The organism is Acinetobacter sp. WCHA45 (assembly GCF_002165255.2).
In the GTDB taxonomy this organism is placed as follows: domain Bacteria; phylum Pseudomonadota; class Gammaproteobacteria; order Pseudomonadales; family Moraxellaceae; genus Acinetobacter.
In genome coordinates this window covers 395,597-415,539 of the sequence record NZ_CP028561.1, presented here as the reverse complement: position 1 = coordinate 415,539, position 19,943 = coordinate 395,597, and the positions used below count along the sequence as shown (strand labels likewise).

The 19,943-nt window shown below is 39.5% G+C and carries 28 protein-coding genes; 4 read left to right on the top strand and 24 right to left on the bottom strand.

Annotation, left to right across the window (positions count from 1 at the left end; translation table 11 throughout):
• Positions 1-11: 11 nt before the first annotated feature.
• The 3 genes from CDG55_RS03300 (at position 12) to CDG55_RS03290 (ending at position 1,652) form a co-directional block, all read left to right on the top strand.
• Positions 12-218, top strand: a complete 207-nt coding sequence (locus CDG55_RS03300) for a YheV family putative metal-binding protein (RefSeq protein ID WP_087536469.1) — start codon at positions 12-14, stop codon at positions 216-218.
• Between the two features lie 10 nt (positions 219-228).
• Positions 229-675, top strand: a complete 447-nt coding sequence (locus CDG55_RS03295) for a hypothetical protein (RefSeq protein ID WP_087536468.1) — start codon at positions 229-231, stop codon at positions 673-675.
• A 92-nt stretch (positions 676-767) separates the two neighbouring features.
• Positions 768-1,652 carry a DMT family transporter gene (locus CDG55_RS03290; protein ID WP_087536467.1) on the top strand — a complete coding sequence of 295 codons (885 nt, stop codon included), beginning with the start codon at positions 768-770 and terminating at the stop codon, positions 1,650-1,652.
• A gap of 104 nt (positions 1,653-1,756) precedes the next feature.
• Here the strand turns inward: CDG55_RS03290 and CDG55_RS03285 are convergent, their stop codons facing one another.
• The 5 genes from CDG55_RS03285 to CDG55_RS03265 form a co-directional block, all read right to left on the bottom strand.
• Positions 1,757-3,961, bottom strand: coding sequence for a TRAP transporter large permease subunit (locus CDG55_RS03285; RefSeq protein WP_087536466.1), 2,205 nt, complete (start codon positions 3,959-3,961; stop codon positions 1,757-1,759).
• Between the two features lie 183 nt (positions 3,962-4,144).
• On the bottom strand, positions 4,145-4,723 hold the full coding sequence (rrtA, locus tag CDG55_RS03280; protein WP_087536465.1) for a rhombosortase: 579 nt from the start codon (positions 4,721-4,723) through the stop codon (positions 4,145-4,147).
• Positions 4,724-4,799: 76 nt separating this feature from the next.
• On the bottom strand, positions 4,800-5,864 hold the full coding sequence (locus CDG55_RS03275) for a hypothetical protein (RefSeq protein WP_087536464.1): 1,065 nt from the start codon (positions 5,862-5,864) through the stop codon (positions 4,800-4,802).
• Positions 5,865-6,408: 544 nt separating this feature from the next.
• Entirely contained in the window at positions 6,409-6,804 is a 396-nt protein-coding gene (locus CDG55_RS03270; RefSeq protein WP_087536463.1) for a hypothetical protein, read from the bottom strand.
• Positions 6,791-7,048 carry a succinate dehydrogenase assembly factor 2 gene (locus CDG55_RS03265; protein ID WP_004660383.1) on the bottom strand — a complete coding sequence of 86 codons (258 nt, stop codon included), beginning with the start codon at positions 7,046-7,048 and terminating at the stop codon, positions 6,791-6,793. Before CDG55_RS03265 ends, CDG55_RS03270 begins: the two co-directional genes overlap by 14 nt.
• Before the next feature lie 188 nt (positions 7,049-7,236).
• Between CDG55_RS03265 and CDG55_RS03260 the strand changes: the two genes are divergently transcribed.
• Entirely contained in the window at positions 7,237-8,409 is a 1,173-nt protein-coding gene (locus CDG55_RS03260) for an acyl-CoA dehydrogenase family protein (RefSeq protein WP_004660381.1), read from the top strand.
• 52 nt (positions 8,410-8,461) lie between these two features.
• On the opposite strand, the gene CDG55_RS03255 is transcribed toward CDG55_RS03260, so the two are convergent.
• The 19 genes from CDG55_RS03255 to rplN all read right to left on the bottom strand — a co-directional run bounded on the left by CDG55_RS03255 (position 8,462) and on the right by rplN (position 19,897).
• Complete coding sequence (locus CDG55_RS03255) at positions 8,462-8,968, bottom strand: DUF2059 domain-containing protein (protein WP_087536462.1); 507 nt, start codon at positions 8,966-8,968, stop codon at positions 8,462-8,464.
• Positions 8,969-9,089: 121 nt separating this feature from the next.
• A complete protein-coding gene (locus CDG55_RS03250; RefSeq protein ID WP_087536461.1) occupies positions 9,090-10,580 on the bottom strand; it encodes a flavin-containing monooxygenase in 1,491 nt (496 codons plus the stop codon).
• Between the two features lie 886 nt (positions 10,581-11,466).
• On the bottom strand, positions 11,467-11,832 hold the full coding sequence (gene rplQ, locus CDG55_RS03240) for a 50S ribosomal protein L17 (RefSeq protein WP_004641032.1): 366 nt from the start codon (positions 11,830-11,832) through the stop codon (positions 11,467-11,469).
• Positions 11,833-11,850: 18 nt separating this feature from the next.
• On the bottom strand, positions 11,851-12,858 hold the full coding sequence (locus CDG55_RS03235; protein WP_004660372.1) for a DNA-directed RNA polymerase subunit alpha: 1,008 nt from the start codon (positions 12,856-12,858) through the stop codon (positions 11,851-11,853).
• An 18-nt stretch (positions 12,859-12,876) separates the two neighbouring features.
• Positions 12,877-13,503, bottom strand: a complete 627-nt coding sequence (gene rpsD, locus CDG55_RS03230) for a 30S ribosomal protein S4 (protein ID WP_004641035.1) — start codon at positions 13,501-13,503, stop codon at positions 12,877-12,879.
• A 12-nt stretch (positions 13,504-13,515) separates the two neighbouring features.
• On the bottom strand, positions 13,516-13,902 hold the full coding sequence (gene rpsK, locus CDG55_RS03225) for a 30S ribosomal protein S11 (RefSeq protein WP_001040166.1): 387 nt from the start codon (positions 13,900-13,902) through the stop codon (positions 13,516-13,518).
• Positions 13,903-13,921: 19 nt separating this feature from the next.
• Complete coding sequence (gene rpsM, locus CDG55_RS03220) at positions 13,922-14,278, bottom strand: 30S ribosomal protein S13 (protein WP_000090816.1); 357 nt, start codon at positions 14,276-14,278, stop codon at positions 13,922-13,924.
• Positions 14,279-14,385: 107 nt separating this feature from the next.
• Complete coding sequence (rpmJ, locus tag CDG55_RS03215; RefSeq protein ID WP_000867907.1) at positions 14,386-14,502, bottom strand: 50S ribosomal protein L36; 117 nt, start codon at positions 14,500-14,502, stop codon at positions 14,386-14,388.
• A gap of 20 nt (positions 14,503-14,522) precedes the next feature.
• On the bottom strand, positions 14,523-15,842 hold the full coding sequence (secY, locus tag CDG55_RS03210; RefSeq protein ID WP_171287530.1) for a preprotein translocase subunit SecY: 1,320 nt from the start codon (positions 15,840-15,842) through the stop codon (positions 14,523-14,525).
• 45 nt (positions 15,843-15,887) lie between these two features.
• Positions 15,888-16,328, bottom strand: a complete 441-nt coding sequence (gene rplO, locus CDG55_RS03205) for a 50S ribosomal protein L15 (protein ID WP_087536459.1) — start codon at positions 16,326-16,328, stop codon at positions 15,888-15,890.
• Positions 16,329-16,331: 3 nt separating this feature from the next.
• Positions 16,332-16,508, bottom strand: coding sequence for a 50S ribosomal protein L30 (rpmD, locus tag CDG55_RS03200; protein WP_000849088.1), 177 nt, complete (start codon positions 16,506-16,508; stop codon positions 16,332-16,334).
• A 6-nt stretch (positions 16,509-16,514) separates the two neighbouring features.
• A complete protein-coding gene (gene rpsE / locus CDG55_RS03195) occupies positions 16,515-17,012 on the bottom strand; it encodes a 30S ribosomal protein S5 (RefSeq protein WP_004657688.1) in 498 nt (165 codons plus the stop codon).
• A 2-nt stretch (positions 17,013-17,014) separates the two neighbouring features.
• Entirely contained in the window at positions 17,015-17,365 is a 351-nt protein-coding gene (gene rplR, locus CDG55_RS03190; protein WP_004660364.1) for a 50S ribosomal protein L18, read from the bottom strand.
• Between the two features lie 14 nt (positions 17,366-17,379).
• Entirely contained in the window at positions 17,380-17,913 is a 534-nt protein-coding gene (rplF, locus tag CDG55_RS03185) for a 50S ribosomal protein L6 (RefSeq protein ID WP_005156281.1), read from the bottom strand.
• 13 nt (positions 17,914-17,926) lie between these two features.
• Positions 17,927-18,322: a 30S ribosomal protein S8 gene (rpsH, locus tag CDG55_RS03180; RefSeq protein WP_004660361.1), complete on the bottom strand. Its 396-nt coding sequence runs from the start codon at positions 18,320-18,322 to the stop codon at positions 17,927-17,929.
• A gap of 12 nt (positions 18,323-18,334) precedes the next feature.
• Positions 18,335-18,640: a 30S ribosomal protein S14 gene (gene rpsN, locus CDG55_RS03175; protein ID WP_004660360.1), complete on the bottom strand. Its 306-nt coding sequence runs from the start codon at positions 18,638-18,640 to the stop codon at positions 18,335-18,337.
• 9 nt (positions 18,641-18,649) lie between these two features.
• Positions 18,650-19,186 (bottom strand): 50S ribosomal protein L5, encoded by a 537-nt coding sequence (gene rplE / locus CDG55_RS03170; RefSeq protein ID WP_004660357.1) that lies wholly within the window; start codon positions 19,184-19,186, stop codon positions 18,650-18,652.
• Between the two features lie 15 nt (positions 19,187-19,201).
• Positions 19,202-19,519: a 50S ribosomal protein L24 gene (rplX, locus tag CDG55_RS03165; protein WP_004641054.1), complete on the bottom strand. Its 318-nt coding sequence runs from the start codon at positions 19,517-19,519 to the stop codon at positions 19,202-19,204.
• Between the two features lie 9 nt (positions 19,520-19,528).
• Positions 19,529-19,897, bottom strand: coding sequence for a 50S ribosomal protein L14 (rplN, locus tag CDG55_RS03160; RefSeq protein WP_004657680.1), 369 nt, complete (start codon positions 19,895-19,897; stop codon positions 19,529-19,531).
• Positions 19,898-19,943: the final 46 nt, after the last annotated feature.

Genomic DNA, 19,943 nt, shown 5'->3' with positions numbered 1-19,943 from the left:
AATTAACTGACATGAAAAGACAGTTCATCGCGGGTGCAAAATGCCCTAAATGTGGCGCCTTAGATCGTGTGGTTAAGATCATCACTGTGGATGACGAGTGGATTGAATGTATCGAATGTGCTTATAGCGAAAAACGCCCGACCCACGTGGAAGAGCAACAAACCGCTGAGCCAGATGAAATTGGGGTGATACAATTCAAACCTCGTCATTTTGACTAGAAGGTTAAAAATGATGTCCACATACCAAACTCAAAATTCCAAATTATTATGGATGATAATTGGTGGAATTAGCGTTGTTGTGGTTTTGTTTCTTGCAATTCAATGGTTTTTATCACAAAAAAATCAGAAATCGACAAGCACAGCTACACAACCAATTGCCGAAAAAACAATTATATCCAAAGCAGAAACAACTGTTAGTCCAAATATAAATACGGCGAGCAGTGAAGTTGCTGCACCAATACAATTAGTCGAAGAGTCAATTGTCAAATCACCACTTCCGAGCAATGACAGTTTAGCCAAAGAAGAGATTGCAAAGCTAGATGATATTCAACAGCAACTACAAGACCAACAGCGTGACTTGAAACAACAAAATAATGATGTTGATACTTTACTTAAGCTCAAAGAAGATCAAATTAAACTTTTGGAGGCTCAAATCTCCGCACAACATAAATCTTAAAACAACAAAAGGTTTAATCCAGTTTAAAAGCACATTTCTTTCATCCGTTGAGAAGCATAGAATAACTTTAGTCTCAAAGCCTCGCGTCTAATATGAATTCACTTCAAACTAATCGTAACCTTTTACTTGCGATTGGTTGCCTAACAACCTCGGCCCTTCTCTTTTCGATCATGGGTATCTGTATTCGTTATGCATCACATACGGTTGATAACTATACAATTGTATTTTTCCGCAACGTGGTTGGACTCATCCTGTTTCTGCCTTTTATTTTTAAACAAGGTATTGGCTTTGTAAAAACAGAAAAACTATGGATGCATAGTTGGCGTAGTATTGTTGGACTTGCAGCTATGTATGGTTTCTTTTACGCAATTGCGCATTTAAAGCTATCAAATGCAATGGTATTTACCTACTCTTCCCCAATTTTTATTCCAGTTATTGCATGGTTATTTCTAAAAGAAAAAATCACCATTGCTATGCTTTGTGCCGCGGGACTCGGCTTTATTGGGGTGTTCTGTGTGGCTAAACCCGATCAAGGTCTACTGAACTGGATTTCGGTGATTGGTATCGCCTCTAGCTTACTTGCATCAATGGCTTTTGTAACCGTTCGAGCACTCACTCAAACCGAACCACCTGAACGCATCGTATTTTATTTCTGCTTGATAGGATCAGCACTTTCTGTGATTCCAATGTTTTGGATGTGGCGAACCTATCATGTAAAAGAATTATTATTTTTGATTGGCGCAGGGATACTTGCGAATGTCAGCCAAATTTTTATGTCTCATGCTTATCGACTTGCGCCAGCAGGACAAATTGCACCTGTGAATTATATAGCCATTATTTTTGCAGGTGTATGGGGCTTCTTACTTTGGGATGAAGTACCTGATTTATACAGCGTGATTGGATTTTGTATTATTTTGCTGGCAATTTTATTATGCAGTCCATTGAGTCAACGTCAAAAGAAAATGATTCAACACTAAAATATTTGATCTTTAAAAATAACTTATCAACATTAATAATGTCTAAAGCATTTTAAATCTTAAAAAATAAAAAAGCACCCGAAGGTGCTTTTTTATTTCAACACTTAGTGTTTATACCAACCAAACATTTGGAAGATATATGGTGCATAAGTCACCAACACTAAAGATGAGAACAATACGATAATCGGTAATAACCAACGCTCATAACGATAATAGAAACTTGTGTATTTCTCTTTTGCTTCCTTATCAGCGGCTGATACTTCTTCATCCCCAACTGAGAGTCGCGTCAACAAATGGTTTAATGCAACAGGTGGTGTTACATAACCAAATTCGAATGCAACCAATACGATCATCCAGAAGTGAATCGGATGAATACCGTTCTCATAAGCAACTGGCGCTACTGTCGCAGCAACTAAGATTACCGCACCAAATGGATCTGTAGTCATACCAATAATTGCAAGTAAAATTGCAATAAAGGCAAGAGAAATATAGATATTATCCAAGTGAGTTGGTAATAACTCAACCACTTCAGCACGCTCGATTAAACCACCAACGCTCGCAGATAATGCCATCAGTAGAATCAAGGCACCGATATGACCCACTGTTTCTGAAGTTGCAAAACGTAATGCCCCACCAAAACCAAAACTCTTACCACCATGAGGATCATGGCTTTTTAAGAAGTCTGATTTCTGTTCATGTTCAAGAACTAATGCCTCATGCTTTGCATCAATAACTGGAGCTGGTGCAAGTTTTGCTGCAAACAATTTGTCAAACAAAATCATTGCAATCAACACCAATGGTAAAATCATTGGCGCTGTAAATTCATTCATTGATGTATCTAACGCAAGTTTATAGAACATCACAACTGCAAAACCAATGATTACATAAGGAATCACAGGTACACATGCACGTAGCATTCCAGGTACAGCAACTTTTGGTGAAGCAACACGGAACTTTTCTTCAGCAAGAATCAATGAAACGCCAAGGAAAATAAATGCAGTTAACCAGAAAACATAGATACCATGATCAAATAATTCTGTAGACGTTACATGGCGGCTATCTAGCATTGAAATCAAAATTACAAGTAAGCATGGACGAATCACCACACCTAAAGAACCCGACATTGCCGATACAGCTAATGCATATTGACGGCGCGCACCAGAGTTCCAAACCTCTTTATAAATGATTGCACCTGCGGCAATAACGAAAATACCAGAAGCGCCTGTATATGCTGTTGGAATTGCCGCTGCAATTAAGATTAACCAAGTTAAAGTTTCAGGTGCTAGATTCCACGGACGCAGGATATTTAAGAATAAATCCATCACACGCGTTTGGGTCAGTAACATACCTGCCCAAATAAACAATGCAAGGTTTAAGAAAATACCAGAGAACTCAACAATAATTCCCAAGTAGATCCCTTGCCCCATTGGATAATCCATGAAGAAAGTAAAGATTATCCCCGTGATCAGTGACATCTGTGCATACAATGGTACGCTCAGCACCGCCAAACCAAAATTACCTTTAGGTTGCGCTGTTTTAGGAATTAAAAATAATTGCACTAAGCTGATTACGGTTAAAGAGACAAAGAGTGCTATCCATAACCATGAAATCGCCAATGTCTTCGTAGTCAATTCTACGCCAGAATTCAGCAACGAGTTATATTGACTAATTGTCGATAAACTCAGTAGAGCATTACCTACAACCATATATGCTGAATAGACACGATAGTCCATCTTCGTTTTAGGTGCACGTAAACCAATGTGGTGATAGCGTAAAGAAGCTGTGATAGATGTAAACAACACCATAATCAGTAAAAGTACAGTCTGGTTTTCAGAACCTAACTTAAAAATACCGAAGAATGTGGTTTCAACTTGACGATAAGTACGAATACTTGGATGAGCTTCCAAGTGCTTCATTGCTTTATCATAGAACTGATATTTTTCTTCACACTGTTGTTGTGCAGCTAATAAAGAAGCGCGTACATCTGATTCAGATGCTGTACCAAACATACTTGCAAACTCATCAGCAGCATTTGCTTTCATCTGCTCTTGAACTTGCGCTTCAATATTAGGATGTCGATCACAAGATGGTTTTTCAGGTTCAGCTCGTAAAAACGAATACTGCATTCCTATTTTTTCATCACCATACAAACGCTCCCCCATACGGAGCATTTGACCGTGAATCATCTCGCCAGTACCAATAAGCAAAGTCATTAGCAACAAAGCAAGAATGATGAATGTTGATATCCAATCATTCCAGATATAACCCAGTCGGGCTAATCCAGACTTTTTCTCTTGATCATTTTGCATGTATATTCCAGTTTATTGTTATCAACACCCATCCAAAGATGTTGAATCATGCGATGTCCATGGTTGATAGATAAGTGAATTTACCCTCTTCGTAACCAATCCCTTTTAACCGCCTAAATTTGCAGCAATCTTTCCCAAAAAAGAATGACTACAATCATTTTTTTGTTGGTTTTTTTTATCAACTTATATGTTCTCTCTCTCTATCCTTCTTAACAATGAATAACCTAACCCACAGAACAAACCACCAATCGCACCAATCAAATGAGCTTCTGTCAAAACAGGACTACCAATTAACTGTGCAGTACCCGTCTGGCCAAAAGTATTTTCCCATATTAATTTTGCTGAGATCAGCAACAAGACCAATAAGGCAAATTTTCTTTCTTTGGGATATTTCAGATACACGAGACCAACAGCAACATATAATCCATGCAACACGCCAGAAAGACCAGCATATGCATCGATATAAGGTAAGTAGAAATAAAAGGTAAGACTAATAAACGGAGGAAGGATTAAAAGCAGAACACATAAGTGCCAATTACGAGCATGAGGAAAAATAAAAGGTAAACATGCAAATGCCAGCATATTTAAGAAAAAATGCATCCATCCAACATGAACCCAATGTGCAGTCCATAAACGCCAAAACTCAGCGAATAAACTAGGTTTCCAATAAATGAAGTGATCTGCAAATACTTGCAAGCACGCTGATATAGAAACACATACAGCGATTAAAATAACTTTCGGTATCCATACGTGATCTTTCATCCATTACCACCCCATGAAAAAACTGACCTTTTACCAGTTTAAATGTTTCACTTGTAAAAGGTCGTTTAATTCAAGTTTACTCTGCTGGTGCTGATGCGCCATCTCCATCATCAAATAAAGCATCCAATTCAGATGAACTTTCTTTCTTATCGTCCCAGAAAGAAGTCAAACCTTCATCACCAGAACGTACACCTGTATTTTCAGTCCAATAACGATCAGCTATACCACGGACCATCAAACCAGCCATCTTATCGATCAATCTAAATTGAGGATTTACTGGTTTATCTTCACCTGTTGCAGCAGCATAAGAACGGAAAGCATCACGCAGTTTGGCATCATCACCACTTGCTTGTGCAGCAACTGCATATAATGCATGTGATAAACGAACACCTTTTTTCTCACCAATTTGCATTGATTCTTTCATGGTTGCATAAGGTTCAGGTTTACCGTCACCCGCACCTGGTAATAAAGTCCAAATCACTGCGCGCGTCGCCATCGGCGCGCCCCAGAATTTTTCATTATCCAAACAGGTCATGCCACGCTCAACAATACCCGCAATATCTTTCGGGACATTAACCGCACCACCAGAGTTAATATCATTGGTCATCGCTTGCAGACCACTTACCATCCCTAAAAGGTAAACTGTCTGATCTAAATCATTGCGCATTGTTGGGCATGAATCACCCAATTTATATTTATATTTTGATTCCCAACGATTTGCAAAAAGTTGATAACCTGCATATTGACGTTCAGCAGCAATCCCCGCCCAACGTTTTTGTTCAATACGAGCATCTTGAGCTTCAGAAACTTGACCTGCTTTCGAAGCACGCAAATAGCGGAGTTCCGCTTCTAAGGCTTTATTTTCAGCACAAATACCTGCTGAGGTATACAATAACACCGCCATACGTGTTGGATCAGCACCCATATCCTTGGTTGACATCACCGCTGGAGTTAAGGCATTACCTGAATTACACACCATTTCGGCGTCATCCATCGCCAAAATTGGTGGAACAATATGATTTTCACTAAAACTTAATGCGACATTAGCCCCTGTTTTAATGATTTGTGAACACCCTGATAATATTGATGTTGTGAGTAACGCAACCGCCACACCCTGTCCCATTTTTTGGAATTTAGACATTCTTCCTGTCCTCTAATTAATTTGTTTTTCCTTTTAGACGTACCTTATCAGATGCAATACTTGAATTAAAGAGTAATTGCTCTAATTTAACATGCCCATTCTGACACAATTCACAGATAAGCGAATTGACAGAGAGTTGAAAATACAAAAATTTTAGGCAAAAAAAAGTAGCATTGCGACGGTTCAGCACATGCTACTTATTAACTGGTAAAAACTTGAAACTCTTTATCTTTTAGTTTTGTTGAAAGTAATCCTTGAGTAATGTTCCCGCTCTTCCTATAACAATTGCAAAAACAATTGCAATCACAAGAAACGACCATGTTGGAATTTCCATTACTTTGGACCTCCACCACACTTTACGTTGGTGTTTGTACTTTAACGAAAATGAATACAAGTTGATGGTCAGATTGTCTGACAATTTATATTTTCACGAAATTTCAGAATATTTAATCTAACAATTTAAATGAACGCAAAGTAAAACCAACATAAAAAATTGAAAATAAACATATAATTAATTATATACAGTTGTAGAATTGTCCAACAATTAAAGCATTTTTATTAATAATTTTAACTTTTTCCACTGCGAAATTGACAATTGATCCCACCAAATCGTTAAAGGTTGGTACTGAGTATCAGAAAAATAAATCGTAATATAAGCTTGGTGATCAATAATTTTAGTGATTGTTCGACCTTGGATTGCGATAGAAGTATCCACAAACTCAAATGACCAATGCTGATGATCCAAATACTCAAAACGCTTTATTAAAGGACGCCGTAACAATAGAACCCAAAATAAAACCATCACAACAAGACTAAGCAGCCAAAATGAAAGAGTTAGCAATTGGTAGGCTAAAATTAGAACAGTGACAAAAACAAAAAGTTGCAATACAAGCGAAAATCGACTGTATTGCAACTCAAAAACACGATTAGCCATGAACATAATGTTTTAATTTTCGAATAAAATCTTTTAACTCAGCACGAGGTGGCTCACCCACTTCCATAAACCAATCCAATAAATCTGGATCTTCTTGATCAACCAACTCTGCAAATAGCGCCTTTTCATCAGCATCGGCGGTTAAATAATAGTTTTTAACATAAGGATCGAAATACACATCAATTTCTTTTAAACCACGACGTGCGCGATAAACGACCTTACGTTCTTCCAAACTTATTTCATCAGACATTATTTGTTCCACTATGCAACAATTTTATAGTCATAGTGTACTCGATCCCCCATTAACTTCGCAGCGTTTTTTCTCAAGTGACCAAATACATCAATCAAATTGAGCATTGATCACATTGTTCACTATTTTCAATTTCTTGTATCGTGATGATGATCGTTTATATCCAATGACTAGGGAAAAAATAACAAATGCAATCAGGTGCAATTCGTCCAATTCCAAATATGCTCCCACGTAAGCTATTTACTTCTGATCATGAAGCATTTCGTGAAACTGTACGTAAATTTTATGAAAAAGAAGTTGTGCCAAATATTGAAAAATATGAGAAACAACAACATGTTGACCGTGACTTATGGAACAAAGCAGGTGAACTAGGTTTACTCTGTACCACAATGCCAGAACAATATGGTGGCTCTGGGGTTGATCGTTTGTACAGTATGATTCTCATTGAAGAACAAGCTTATGCAATGGACTCAAGTACAGGTTTCTCATTACACTCAGACATCGTTGCCAATTATGTCAATAACTTTGGTAATGAGGAACAAAAACAACATTGGTTGCCAAAAATGGCAACAGGTGAAACAGTTACAGCGATTGCCATGACTGAACCAGGTACAGGTTCAGATCTTCAAGCAGTTCGTACTACAGCTGTGCTTGATGGCGATGAGTATGTCATTAATGGTTCAAAAATTTTCATTACCAATGGCTACCTTTGTGACATGGCAATTGTCGTCTGTAAAACAGGCAACAATGAAAAAGGCTCAGCAAATTTATCATTAATCATCGTTGAAGCTGATCGTGCTGGTTTTAGTAAAGGTAAACCTTTAAATAAAATTGGTATGAAAGGTCAGGACACCTGTGAACTGTTCTTTGATAACGTCCGTGTACCGAAAGAAAACTTACTGGGCATGGAAGGTATGGGTTTTATCATGTTGATGAAAGAACTGGCTTGGGAACGTATGTTGGTTGCGATTATTTGCCAAGCAGGTGCAGAAGCAGCATTTGCGCATACTGTTCAATACACCAAAGATCGTAAAGCATTTGGCAAAGCCATTAGTACCTTCCAAAATACACGGTTTAAATTAGCTGAATTACGTACTGAAATTGATTTCTGCCGTACTTATTTAGATCGTTGTATGGAATTACAACTCGAAGAAAGCTTAGGTGTGGATGCCGCAGCAGCAGCCAAATACAAAATTTCAGATATGTTCTCAAAAGTTGTAGATGATTGCTTACAGTTACATGGTGGCTATGGTTATATGTTGGAGTATCCAATTGCACGTGCCTACATCGATAACCGTGCTAACCGTATTTATGCGGGAACAAATGAAATTATGAAAGAATTAATTTCTCGTACACTTTAAACATAAATTGGAAAGTTAAAGGGATCGTGTTTAATTACACGATCTTTTTTATTTATTTAGTTTCAGATTTTTCAGTTGTTTGAGCTGGCGTAGGCGTTGGATTCATTCGTGCCATTAGTTGCTTTACCGTTGGATTATCAATATGTTGCTGCATAGTGACATTCAAAGCAGTACGTGCATTTTGCGTAGTGAAATGTGCAACTTCACTCCCTATCTCACTGGCTTTTTTAGCCCATGCTTTCCCTTCTGTAGATTGATAAAAGGTTAATGCGGCTTGTAATTCCTTTTGACTAAATGTTTCAACATAGCGTTGAATAATGAATTGCTTACGCTGTTCACTATTTAAATTTTTGATCAAATCTACGTAAAAATTTTCAGGTATATCTTTAGGCAAACGCATTCGGATTTGCTCTAAAATCATTTTATCAGTGTTTTGTAAACCTTGTTCGGTTCCATCTACAGATACCAATTTTTGAGCAATAACTTCTTTCTGTTTTACATCATCAGCAAAAACAAATGTACTGAATAATAATGTCCCCAAGATTAATAGCTTTTTCACTCAGTCATCCCTGTTTTAAATGTTATTGCGCTCAATATACGCGATATTTTTTATATTTAAATAGCCACTCAAATAAAAACCCTATGCAACTGCATAGGGTTTAAAAACATTCAAGCAAAACTTATGAGACTAATTTTGGCTTACGATTTGTTTGATCGCCACGCTTATGAAATTCTAAAACCCCGTCATTAAACTTGGCATCTTTCAGTTCTTTACGATCAGCTAGGTAATTATTGGTGATCTTCCACGGTGCTTGTTTACCTTGTTTAGGCATTACATCAGCTGCACGTGCAATATAACCAGAAGACATTTTACCCATGATTGTATCATTTTCACGCTGTAAAGGATCAGCATGTGCAATCACTTCATCAAAACCATTTTTATCCATATGATTGATTAAGCGACAGATATAATCAGCTGCAATATCAACCTTTAATGTCCATGAAGCATTGATATAACCAATGATCATCGCCATGTTAGGGACATCACTCATCATCACGCCTTGATACAGCATATGTTGAGATGTGTTCATTGGCTTACCGTCAATTGAACCTTGCACCCCACCTAGAATCTGAATTTCTAAACCAGTTGCCGAGATCACAATATCCGCTTCTAAATGTTTTCCAGATTTTAATTGGATACCATTCGCAGTGAACTTCTCAATTTGATCCGTTTCAACGCTTGCCTTACCTTCACGTAATGCCTTGAACAAATCACCGTCTGGCACAACACATAAACGTTGATCCCATGGATTATAGCTTGGCGTAAAGTGTTTCATATCCACTTTACCTTTAAGCTGTAATTCAATTCCTTTCAACAATAAACGACGTACAGTTTTCGGATATTTTTGAGCTAATGCATAAATAGCACGTTGCATACCAATATTACGTGCACGAGTAAATTTATACGCCGTTTCCTCAGACATAAATTTACGTGTTTTCTCATAAATAAAGTCAATTGAAGGAATCGTAGCAATATAAGTTGGTGAACGTTGTAACATCGTCACGTGCCCTGCCCCACCTTTCACCATTGAAGGTACAAGCGTAATTGCAGTTGCACCACTACCAATAATCACCACTTTCTTACCCGTATAATCTAAATTTTCTGGCCAATGTTGTGGGTGAATAAACTGACCTTTGAAATCTTCTTGTTTCGGGAATTTAGGTGCATAACCCTGATCATAGTTATAGTAACCGGTACAACCGATGACAAAATTTGCAGACCAATTTTGTTTTTTCTTATTGTTATCTTCGATCTCAACTAACCATTTTTTCTTTGTAGAATCATAGTTTGCTGAAATAACACGATGGCCAAAGCGAATTTTATCTTTTAACTGATTTTCACTGATCACATCGCTTAAATAGCCCTTGATTTCAGCGCCACTTGCCAATACTTTATCTTTTGCCCATGGCTTGAAGTTAAAACCAAAAGTTGACATGTCCGAATCAGAACGAATACCAGGGTAACGGAATAAATCCCAAGTCCCACCAAAGCTCTCACGACGCTCTAAAATCTCAAAGTTACGTTGTGGACAGTTTTTAGAAAGATGCACAGCCAACCCAATTCCAGAGATACCTGCACCAATAATTAATACATCAACTTGCTTTTCCATTTTTTTTATACCCTGTATAAACCATGACTTTATTAAAGCACAAATTTGACAATACACAATGTCAAGTTTATTCATTCATCGGCTTTTTCATATCAGTTCGGGACATTTTTAAGAAACATAAGGGAAAAATCTTGAGATTTTTACTTGGGTTTACGTTTAAACTATGTTGTATTGAATACGAAAAATTAAGCATAAATCTTTATAAAATTTTTTAATTGAAGATTTTTTAGAAAAATAAATGTTATAAAACACATTAAAAAAAGTTCATCAATCCCTTAGAAAATCCATTAATTTGTTTATTCGCTTGAAGTATCAATACTTTTAAAAAAGACAACTCTACTTTTTAGTTGTTCAACTTCATTCTTGATTTCACTTAGATCATTGTCACTGAGATTATATGAAGTTGTTATTTCTCCGTTTAATGCTAGCCCCACACCATTAGAAAATGCAGACAGAATAGCACCAGATAAATGATAGAAATTATCAGCATCTGGTAAATAATTCGGCTTAAAAAGATAGCTTTCATCATCAGATAAATTATTTATCCAATCATATTCTGATACAACATACCAAATATTGGATAATTTTTTACACTTATTGAATCTGGACTTAGAGCTGCTGCTTCGGCTGTAATGAATCCTAATACCTATCTATCATACAAATTTCCATTGTATCCAAATATAAAATTAGCATGCCGCCTTTTCAATCCATTAATAAAACAATATTTTTCAGAATCCATGATCTTCTTACTTATAGTAGTAATACTCGTATTGACTTATCTAATTGTATCTTGATGATTTTATTTTAAACATTATTAAACAATAAAAAAGGTCGGTTATTACACCGACCTTTTTTGGAACAACTGACTGTTCTACACGTAGAAGTATTATTTTACTTCACGGTCAACGAGTTCAACGTAAGCCATCGGTGCAGCATCACCTGCACGGAAGCCCGCTTTAAGAACACGAAGATAACCGCCGTTACGTTCTTTGTAACGAGGGCCAAGAACGGTAAATAATTTACCAACAGTTGCTGCTGAACGAGTACGAGCAAACGCTAAACGACGGTTTGCAACAGTATCGTTTTTAGCCAAAGTGATTAAAGGCTCAGCAACACGACGAAGTTCTTTCGCCTTAGGCAAAGTTGTCTTAATTAACTCGTGCTCTACTAAAGCATTTGTTAAGTTTTGAAACAACGCCTTACGGTGGCTGCTTGTACGGCCTAATTTCACACCACTATTACGATGACGCATGGTGATAGTCCTACTTAATTAACGGCTACGATAGGCAAATCGGTCATCCATACGGAGGCTAGCTGGTGGCCAGTTCTCTAAACGCATGCCGAGTTGTAAACCTTTCGATGCCAAAACATCTTTGATCTCTGTTAACGATTTTTTACCTAAGTTAGGAGTTTTTAACAACTCAACTTCAGTACGTTGAACAAGATCACCAATGTAGTAAATATTTTCTGCCTTCAAACAGTTAGCAGAACGAACAGTAAGCTCGAGATCATCTACTGGACGAAGCAAAATTGGGTCAACTTCTTCGCGAGGTTCTTGAGCGACAGGAGTTTGATCTTTCTGAAGATCAACAAAAATTGCAATTTGTTGTTGCAAGATCGTTGCCGCTTTGCGGATAGCTTCTTCTGGATCAACAGTTCCGTTAGTCTCAAGATCGATCACTAACTTATCAAGATCGGTACGCTGTTCTACACGAGCATTTTCTACTGTGTAAGAAACACGCTTGATTGGGCTATAAGAAGCATCTAACTGTAAACGACCTACTGGGCGTGTTTCACCTTCTGGGAAACGAGAGTCAGATGTCTCATAACCACGACCTTGAGCTACTTTAAGGCGCATTTTCAATGAACCAGAAGAACTCAAAGTACCAATTAAATGATCAGGGTTAACCACTTCAACATTATGAGGTAAACGAAGGTCAGCTGCTGTTACGTCACCTGCACCTTGCTTCTCTAATGTTAAATATGCTTCATTTTGATCGAACAGCTTAATAGACAATCCTTTTAGGTTCAGCAAGAGCTCGACGATGTCCTGCTGCAAGCCTTCTAAAGTACTGTACTCGTGCTCGACGCCTTCTATCTCAACTTCAACCACAGCAGCGCCAGGTAAAGAAGACAATAGAATGCGACGTAAAGCATTACCTAGAGTATGGCCAAAACCACGCTCTAAAGGCTCAAGAATCACTTTTGCCGAGGTCCCGCTCACCGCTTCGACCTTGATCGCTTGCGGAGTTAGAAACTCGTTTGCAGTACGCGTCATTTATTGCTACCTCAAGGATTATTTAGAATACAATTCTACAATCAAGCTTTCGTTGATTTCAGCAGGTAAATCAGAGCGATCTGGTGCAGCTTTAAACGTACCTTCCAACTTAGAATGATCAACTTCCATCCAAGCAGGGATACCACGTTGAGCAGCTAATTCAATCGCGTTTTTGATACGCAATTGTTGTTTAGCACCTTCATGCACTGCAATTACATCACCCGCTTTTACTTGAATAGACGCAATATTTACACGACGACCATTTAAAGTAATAGAACGGTGAGATACCAACTGACGAGCTTCTGAACGTGTAGAACCAAAACCCATGCGATAAACTACGTTATCAAGACGGCTTTCAAGCAATTTCAACAAGTTTTCACCAGTTGCGCCTTTAACACGAGCTGCTTCTTTATAGTAGTTACTAAATTGACGCTCTAACACACCGTACATACGACGTACTTTTTGTTTTTCACGTAATTGTAGTGAATACTCAGATTGCTTACCACCACGAGCCTGACCATGTTGACCAGGTGCTTTATTGTGTTTTTTGGTTTTTACATCAAACGGTTTAACGCCTGATTTAAGTTGCAGGTCTGTCCCTTCGCGGCGAGAGAGTTTGCATTTTGGACCAATATAACGAGCCATGAATGTTTCTCCTTACACGCGACGTTTTTTAGGTGGACGGCAACCGTTGTGAGGAATTGGTGTCACATCGGTAATGCTGTTAATCTTATAACCCACTGCGCCTAATGCACGAACCGCAGACTCACGACCTGGACCAGGACCTTTTACAAGGACATCTAGGTTTTTCAAACCGTAATCCAAAGCTGCTTTACCAGCAACTTCAGCAGCTACCTGAGCAGCGAACGGAGTTGATTTACGTGAACCACGGAAGCCTTGTCCACCTGAGGTAGCCCAAGCCAATGCATTACCTTGACGATCGGTAATCGTTACAATGGTGTTATTAAAAGACGCGTGAATGTGTGCAACACCTTCAGAGACGGTACGAGTGACCTTCTTGCGTGTGCGAGTATCTTTAGCCATCTTTTAGCTTCCAGAAATCTTACTTTTTAATCGGTTTGCGCGGACCTTTACGGGTACGTGCGTTAGTTTTGGTGCGTTGTCCACGAACAGGCAAGCTGCGACGATGACGAAGACCGCGGTAGCAGCCTAAATCCATTAAACGTTTAATGTTCATGGAAATTTCGCGACGTAAATCACCTTCGGTCGGAACCTTAGCAACTTCTGCACGAATCGCATCAAGCTGAGCATCATCTAATTCACGGATTTTTGTAGTCTCAGTAATACCTACAGTTGCTAAGATGTTCTTAGCAGTGTGGCGACCGATACCAAAAATATACGTGAGAGAGATAACAGCATGCTTGTTATCCGGAATGTTTACACCGGCAATACGAGCCATTCAATTTTCTCCAAAAAGGCAGTCAAGATAATCAACCGCCCCACAAAAATCTTGAGGGGCGGATAATAACCTAATTAGCCTACTGAAATCAACAGGTCTTAATTAAATTAACCTTGACGCTGCTTATGACGAGGTTCTGCGCTACAAATCACGCGAATAACCCCATTACGACGGATAACTTTGCAGCTACCACAAATTTTCTTTACAGAAGCTTGTACTTTCATGATGAAACCTCTAAGTGCGCTTATCCCTTAGGATGAGCAGTCGTTTTTCTCATTAACGTTTGATTATCATATTGATGCGAAGTAAGGTGCGCTTGAAGTTGCGCCATAAAGTCCATTACTACTACAACTACAATCAGTAAAGATGTTCCACCCAAATGGAATGGAATACTAAACGAACTTTGTAGCACCATAGGCATTAAACACACTACAGTAATGTAAATTGCACCAATAAAAGTCAAACGGTTAAGAATATGATCTAAATAACGAGCCGTTTGCTCACCTGGGCGGATACCAGGCACATATGCTCCGCTGCGTTTTAAGTTCTCTGCAACTTCTTTCGGGCTAAATACTAGCGCTGTATAGAAATAACAGAAGAAAATAATTAACGCACCAAACAGCATTAAATACAACGGCTGTCCAGGCGATAACACCAATGCCAGATCTTGTAGGCTACGCTTCACAATCCCTGCATTTGGATCAGCACTACCTAACCATTGCCCCAAACTCGCTGGAAATAATAACAGTGAGCTTGCAAAAATCGCTGGAATCACACCGGCCATATTAATTTTTAATGGCAAATGCGTTTGCTGTGCAGTAAAAACACGACGACCTTGTTGCTTTTGTGCATAGTTCACTGGAATACGACGTTGTGCTTTTTCAATAAACACAATCGCAGCTAAAACGGCTAATGAGAGTAAGCCAAATACAGCCAAACCAATTAAACTTCCTTGACCATTATCTACAGACGTAAACGACTGTATTACAAGATTTGGCAAGCCTGCCACAATACCTGCAAAAATGATCATCGAGATACCATTACCAACACCACGTTCGGTAATTTGCTCTCCTAACCACATCAGAAACATTGTTCCCGCAACTAACGAAGTAACTGCAGGAACATAGAATGCTAAGCCTGATGTCAAAGTAATACCTTGACTGATCAAACCAGCACACATCCCTACACCTTGCACGAGTGCAAGGAATAAGGTGCCATAACGTGTATATTGATTGATCTTTCGTTTGCCTTGCTCGCCTTCTTTTTTCAAAGCTTCTAACGAAGGAACAACCGTAGACATTAACTGCACGATAATCGATGCAGAAATGTACGGCATAATCCCCAACGCTAGAATCGACATGCGTTCTAATGCACCGCCAGAGAACATATTAAATAAGCCTAAGAAGGTACCTTCATTCGCCTTAAAAAACTGTGCTAGCGCTATATTATCAATACCTGGCAACGGAATATGCGCTCCTAGTCGAAAGACCAATAACGCGCCAATCAAAAACATTAATCGACGAATAATTTCACGATATTTCACATGAAATGGTTGGCCTTTCATCATGTTTACATGACCTGAAGAACTAGGAGTCATAGACACTCGAGATTACTCCTCGACTTTACCGCCAGCAGCTTCAACAGCAGCTTTAGCGCCTTTAGTCAACACAACACCTTGAACAGTGAATGCGCGAGTGATTTCACCAGAAAGAACGATGCGAGCACGAATTTGATCACAACGAACAACGTTCGCAGCTTTTAAAGTTTCAAGGCTAATTACATCACCTTCAACTTTATTCAATTCAGACAAACGTACTTCAGCAGTTTTCAAAGCGATTTGGCTAGTGAAACCGAATTTTGGTAAACGACGATATAACGCTGTTTGACCGCCTTCAAAGCCTGGACGAGTACCACCACTTTTACGTGAGTTTTGACCCTTGATACCACGACCACCAGTCTTACCAACGCCAGAGCCGATACCACGACCTAGACGACGATTTTCACGCTTAGCACCTTCAGCAGGTGCAAGTTCATTTAAACGCAGAGTCATGGCTTATTCCTCTACACTAACCATATAGTAAACTTTGTTGATCATACCACGGTTAGAAGGCGTATCTTGCACTTCTACAGTATGACCAATACGACGCAGACCTAGACCTTGTAAGCAAAGTTTATGATTTTTTAAACGATGCGAAGAAGATTTAGTCTGGGTAACTTTAATCGTTTTCATGATTGATTACCCTTGAATTTGTTCTACTGAAAGACCACGTTTCGCAGCGACTTTCTCAGGAGAAGTCATATCACGCAAACCTTTGAAAGTTGCGTTTACTACGTTAGCAGCATTTGTAGAACCATAACATTTAGCAAGTACGTTATGTACACCTGCAGCTTCGAGAACAGCACGCATCGCGCCACCAGCAATTACGCCAGTACCTTCTGAAGCAGGTTGCATGTATACACGGCTTGCACCATGACGAGCATTCACAGGGTGTTGTAAAGTAGTCCCCGCAAGGTCTACAGTAATCATGTTACGACGTGCAGCTTCAAGTGCTTTAGAAATAGCAGCTGGAACTTCACGCGCTTTACCACGACCAAAACCTACACGACCATTACCATCACCCACAACAGTTAATGCTGTGAAAGAGAAGATACGACCACCCTTAACAACTTTGGCTACACGATCAACGGCAACCAGCTTTTCAACGAGACCTTCGTTTTGTTCAACTTTCGCCATGATTAGAACTCCAAGCCGCCTTCACGAGCAGCATCAGCCAAGGCTTTGATACGACCATGATATTTAAAACCAGAACGGTCAAATGCAACTTTAGTAACGCCAGCTGCTTTCGCACGTTCTGCGATTAAAGCACCAACCTTAGTTGCTGCATCGATATTACCAGTCGCACCACTACGCAAAGATGCATCTAAAGTTGAAGCTTGCGCTAAAACTTTGCCACCATCTGCTGAAATAACTTGAGCATAGATGTGACGCGGAGTGCGGTTTACACACAAACGAGTCGCACCCAATGCACGAATGTGCAAGCGTGTGCTTTTTGCACGACGCAAACGGGTTTGTTTCTTTTCGTTCATAAGAACCTCGCGCCTTATTTCTTCTTAGCTTCTTTACGAAGAATAACTTCATCCGAATAACGAACACCTTTACCTTTATATGGTTCAGGAGAACGGTATGCACGGATTTCCGCTGCTACTTGACCTAACAACTGCTTGTTTGCTGATTTCAAAATGATTTCAGTTGCAGTTGGAGTTTCCGCTGTTACACCTTCTGGTAAAGCGTAGTCAATTGGGTGTGAATAACCTAAAGCAAGGTTAACGACAGTGCCTTTAACTGCTGCTTTGTAACCAACACCAACTAGCTGTAACTTACGTTCGAAGCCTTCGCTAACACCTTTTACAAGGTTGTTCAATACAGCGCGAGCAGTACCAGCTTGCATCCAAGCATCTTTCGACTCTTTAACTGGAGCAAGTTGAAGTTTACCTTCTTCCTGTTTTAGCTCGACCAGCGCATGCAGGTTGAAAGACAATGTACCTTTAGTGCCTTTCACTTCGACCTGCCGGCCGTTCTGAGTAACTGTTACACCATTAGGTACAGCTACTGGGGCTTTAGCCACACGAGACATGAGGAATCACCTATTAAGAAACAAAAGCAATAACTTCACCACCAACGCCCGCAGCACGTGCAGCGCGATCAGTCATGATGCCTTTGCTTGTAGAAACAATTGCAATACCTAAACCTTGCTTAACGCTTGGAAGTGCATCTTTACCGCGATACTGACGTAGACCAGGACGGCTTACGCGCTTCACAGTTTCGATAACTGGTTTGCCTTCGAAATATTTTAACGTAATAGTCAAAGTAGCTTTTGCATCTTCTTGAGCAACTTCTACATTTGAAATATAACCTTCTTGTTGAAGAACGTTTGCAATAGCAACCTTCAACTTAGAAGAAGGCATAGAAACAACTTGTTTCTTTGCCATTTGAGCGTTACGAACACGCGTTAACATGTCGGCAACGGTATCTTGCATACTCATTATAGTCGCTCCTTACCAGCTTGCTTTAACAACGCCTGGTACATCACCCTGCATTACTGTATCGCGTAATTTGTTACGGCTTAAACCGAACTTACGGAAGTAACCATGAGGACGACCAGTTAAACCACAGCGGTTACGAAGACGTACTGGAGATGCATTACGTGGTAATGCTTGTAACTTCATCATCGCTTCGAAACGCTCTTCATCAGATGCATTTACGTTTGCAATCGTTGCTTTTAATTCAGCACGTTTTGCAGCGTATTTAGCAACTGTCTTTTCGCGTTTCAATTCGCGATTAATCATACCTTTCTTAGCCATATCGACCTCTTATTTGAACGGGAAGCCGAATGCACGCATAAGCGCACGGCCTTCGTCATCGCTACGAGCAGTGGTCGTAATAGTGATATCTAAACCACGGATACGATCAATTTTGTCAAAATCGATTTCAGGGAAAACGATCTGCTCTTTTAAACCCATAGAGTAGTTACCACGACCATCAAATGATTTCGAAGAGAAACCACGGAAGTCACGGATACGAGGGATAGCGATCGAGATCAAGCGATCCAAGAATTCGTACATTTGGTCGCCACGTAAAGTAACTTTACAACCAATTGGCCAACCATCACGGATTTTAAAACCAGCGATTGATTTACGTGCAAGTGTCACAACTGGTTTTTGACCAGCAATCAGTTGCATATCAGCAACAGCGCCATCTAATAATTTCTTATCAGTTGCAGCTGCGCCTACACCCATATTCAGAGTGATTTTCGTGATGCGAGGAATATCCATCACATTCTTAACGCCAAGTTCTTCTTGTAACTTCGCTTTAAGTTCGTCGTTATAACGTGCTTTAAGTCTGGCCATCGCCTATTCAACCTATTACTTCGCTACCGCCACTGATTCACCATTTGATTTATAAACACGAGTTTTCGCGCCATCAATCACTTGGTAACCAATACGGTCAGCCTTTTGGGTTGTAGCATTAAAAATTGCCACGTTTGAAATATGAAGCGTTGCCTCTTGAGTAACGATACCGCCTTCAGCGCCAGTTACACGGTTTGGCTTTTGATGCTTCTTCACTAAGTTAAGACCTTCGACCTTAACTCGATCTTCAGAAACAGACAAAACAACACCTTGTTTGCCTTTTTCTTTACCTGCGATCACAATTACTTGATCGCCTTTTTTAATCTTAGCCATGATTGCCTCTTATAAAACTTCAGGAGCCAATGAAATGATTTTCATGAACTGTTCAGTACGAAGTTCACGAGTCACTGGTCCGAAGATACGAGTCGCAATCGGAGCTTTGTTGTTGTTCAAAATAACAGCTGCGTTATCGTCGAAACGAATAACAGAACCATCTGGACGACGGATGCCGAATTTTGTACGTACAACTACAGCATTCATCACGTCACCTTTTTTAACACGTGCGCGCGGAATTGCTTCTTTTACAGTAACTTTAATAATATCGCCAACTGAAGCATAACGACGGTGTGAACCACCAAGTACTTTAATACATTGTACGCGGCGTGCACCACTGTTGTCTGCTACGTCGAGCATACTTTCGGTTTGAATCATTGCCCTACTCCAAAACCGAGCATCACCGGTCGCAATTTCGAAAGGC

Bases quoted from the DNA above. Each gene is read 5' to 3' on its own strand.
- CDG55_RS03300 (WP_087536469.1), top strand. From the start codon at position 12: ATGAAAAGACAGTTCATCGCGGGTGCAAAATGCCCTAAATGTGGCGCC.
- CDG55_RS03295 (WP_087536468.1), top strand. From the start codon at position 229: ATGATGTCCACATACCAAACTCAAAATTCCAAATTATTATGGATGATA.
- CDG55_RS03290 (WP_087536467.1), top strand. From the start codon at position 768: ATGAATTCACTTCAAACTAATCGTAACCTTTTACTTGCGATTGGTTGC.
- CDG55_RS03285 (WP_087536466.1), bottom strand. From the start codon at position 3,961: ATGCAAAATGATCAAGAGAAAAAGTCTGGATTAGCCCGACTGGGTTAT.
- rrtA (WP_087536465.1), bottom strand. From the start codon at position 4,723: ATGAAAGATCACGTATGGATACCGAAAGTTATTTTAATCGCTGTATGT.
- CDG55_RS03275 (WP_087536464.1), bottom strand. From the start codon at position 5,864: ATGTCTAAATTCCAAAAAATGGGACAGGGTGTGGCGGTTGCGTTACTC.
- CDG55_RS03270 (WP_087536463.1), bottom strand. From the start codon at position 6,804: ATGTTCATGGCTAATCGTGTTTTTGAGTTGCAATACAGTCGATTTTCG.
- CDG55_RS03265 (WP_004660383.1), bottom strand. From the start codon at position 7,048: ATGTCTGATGAAATAAGTTTGGAAGAACGTAAGGTCGTTTATCGCGCA.
- CDG55_RS03260 (WP_004660381.1), top strand. From the start codon at position 7,237: ATGCAATCAGGTGCAATTCGTCCAATTCCAAATATGCTCCCACGTAAG.
- CDG55_RS03250 (WP_087536461.1), bottom strand. From the start codon at position 10,580: ATGGAAAAGCAAGTTGATGTATTAATTATTGGTGCAGGTATCTCTGGA.
- rplQ (WP_004641032.1), bottom strand. From the start codon at position 11,832: ATGCGTCATCGTAATAGTGGTGTGAAATTAGGCCGTACAAGCAGCCAC.
- CDG55_RS03235 (WP_004660372.1), bottom strand. From the start codon at position 12,858: ATGACGCGTACTGCAAACGAGTTTCTAACTCCGCAAGCGATCAAGGTC.
- rpsD (WP_004641035.1), bottom strand. From the start codon at position 13,503: ATGGCTCGTTATATTGGTCCAAAATGCAAACTCTCTCGCCGCGAAGGG.
- rpsK (WP_001040166.1), bottom strand. From the start codon at position 13,902: ATGGCTAAAGATACTCGCACACGCAAGAAGGTCACTCGTACCGTCTCT.
- rpsM (WP_000090816.1), bottom strand. From the start codon at position 14,278: ATGGCTCGTATTGCCGGTGTAAACATTCCGGATAACAAGCATGCTGTT.
- rpmJ (WP_000867907.1), bottom strand. From the start codon at position 14,502: ATGAAAGTACAAGCTTCTGTAAAGAAAATTTGTGGTAGCTGCAAAGTT.
- secY (WP_171287530.1), bottom strand. From the start codon at position 15,842: ATGAAAGGCCAACCATTTCATGTGAAATATCGTGAAATTATTCGTCGA.
- rplO (WP_087536459.1), bottom strand. From the start codon at position 16,328: ATGACTCTGCGTTTAAATGAACTTGCACCTGCTGAAGGTGCTAAGCGT.
- rpmD (WP_000849088.1), bottom strand. From the start codon at position 16,508: ATGAAAACGATTAAAGTTACCCAGACTAAATCTTCTTCGCATCGTTTA.
- rpsE (WP_004657688.1), bottom strand. From the start codon at position 17,012: ATGGCGAAAGTTGAACAAAACGAAGGTCTCGTTGAAAAGCTGGTTGCC.
- rplR (WP_004660364.1), bottom strand. From the start codon at position 17,365: ATGAACGAAAAGAAACAAACCCGTTTGCGTCGTGCAAAAAGCACACGC.
- rplF (WP_005156281.1), bottom strand. From the start codon at position 17,913: ATGTCTCGTGTGGCTAAAGCCCCAGTAGCTGTACCTAATGGTGTAACA.
- rpsH (WP_004660361.1), bottom strand. From the start codon at position 18,322: ATGAGTATGCAAGATACCGTTGCCGACATGTTAACGCGTGTTCGTAAC.
- rpsN (WP_004660360.1), bottom strand. From the start codon at position 18,640: ATGGCTAAGAAAGGTATGATTAATCGCGAATTGAAACGCGAAAAGACA.
- rplE (WP_004660357.1), bottom strand. From the start codon at position 19,186: ATGGCCAGACTTAAAGCACGTTATAACGACGAACTTAAAGCGAAGTTA.
- rplX (WP_004641054.1), bottom strand. From the start codon at position 19,519: ATGGCTAAGATTAAAAAAGGCGATCAAGTAATTGTGATCGCAGGTAAA.
- rplN (WP_004657680.1), bottom strand. From the start codon at position 19,897: ATGATTCAAACCGAAAGTATGCTCGACGTAGCAGACAACAGTGGTGCA.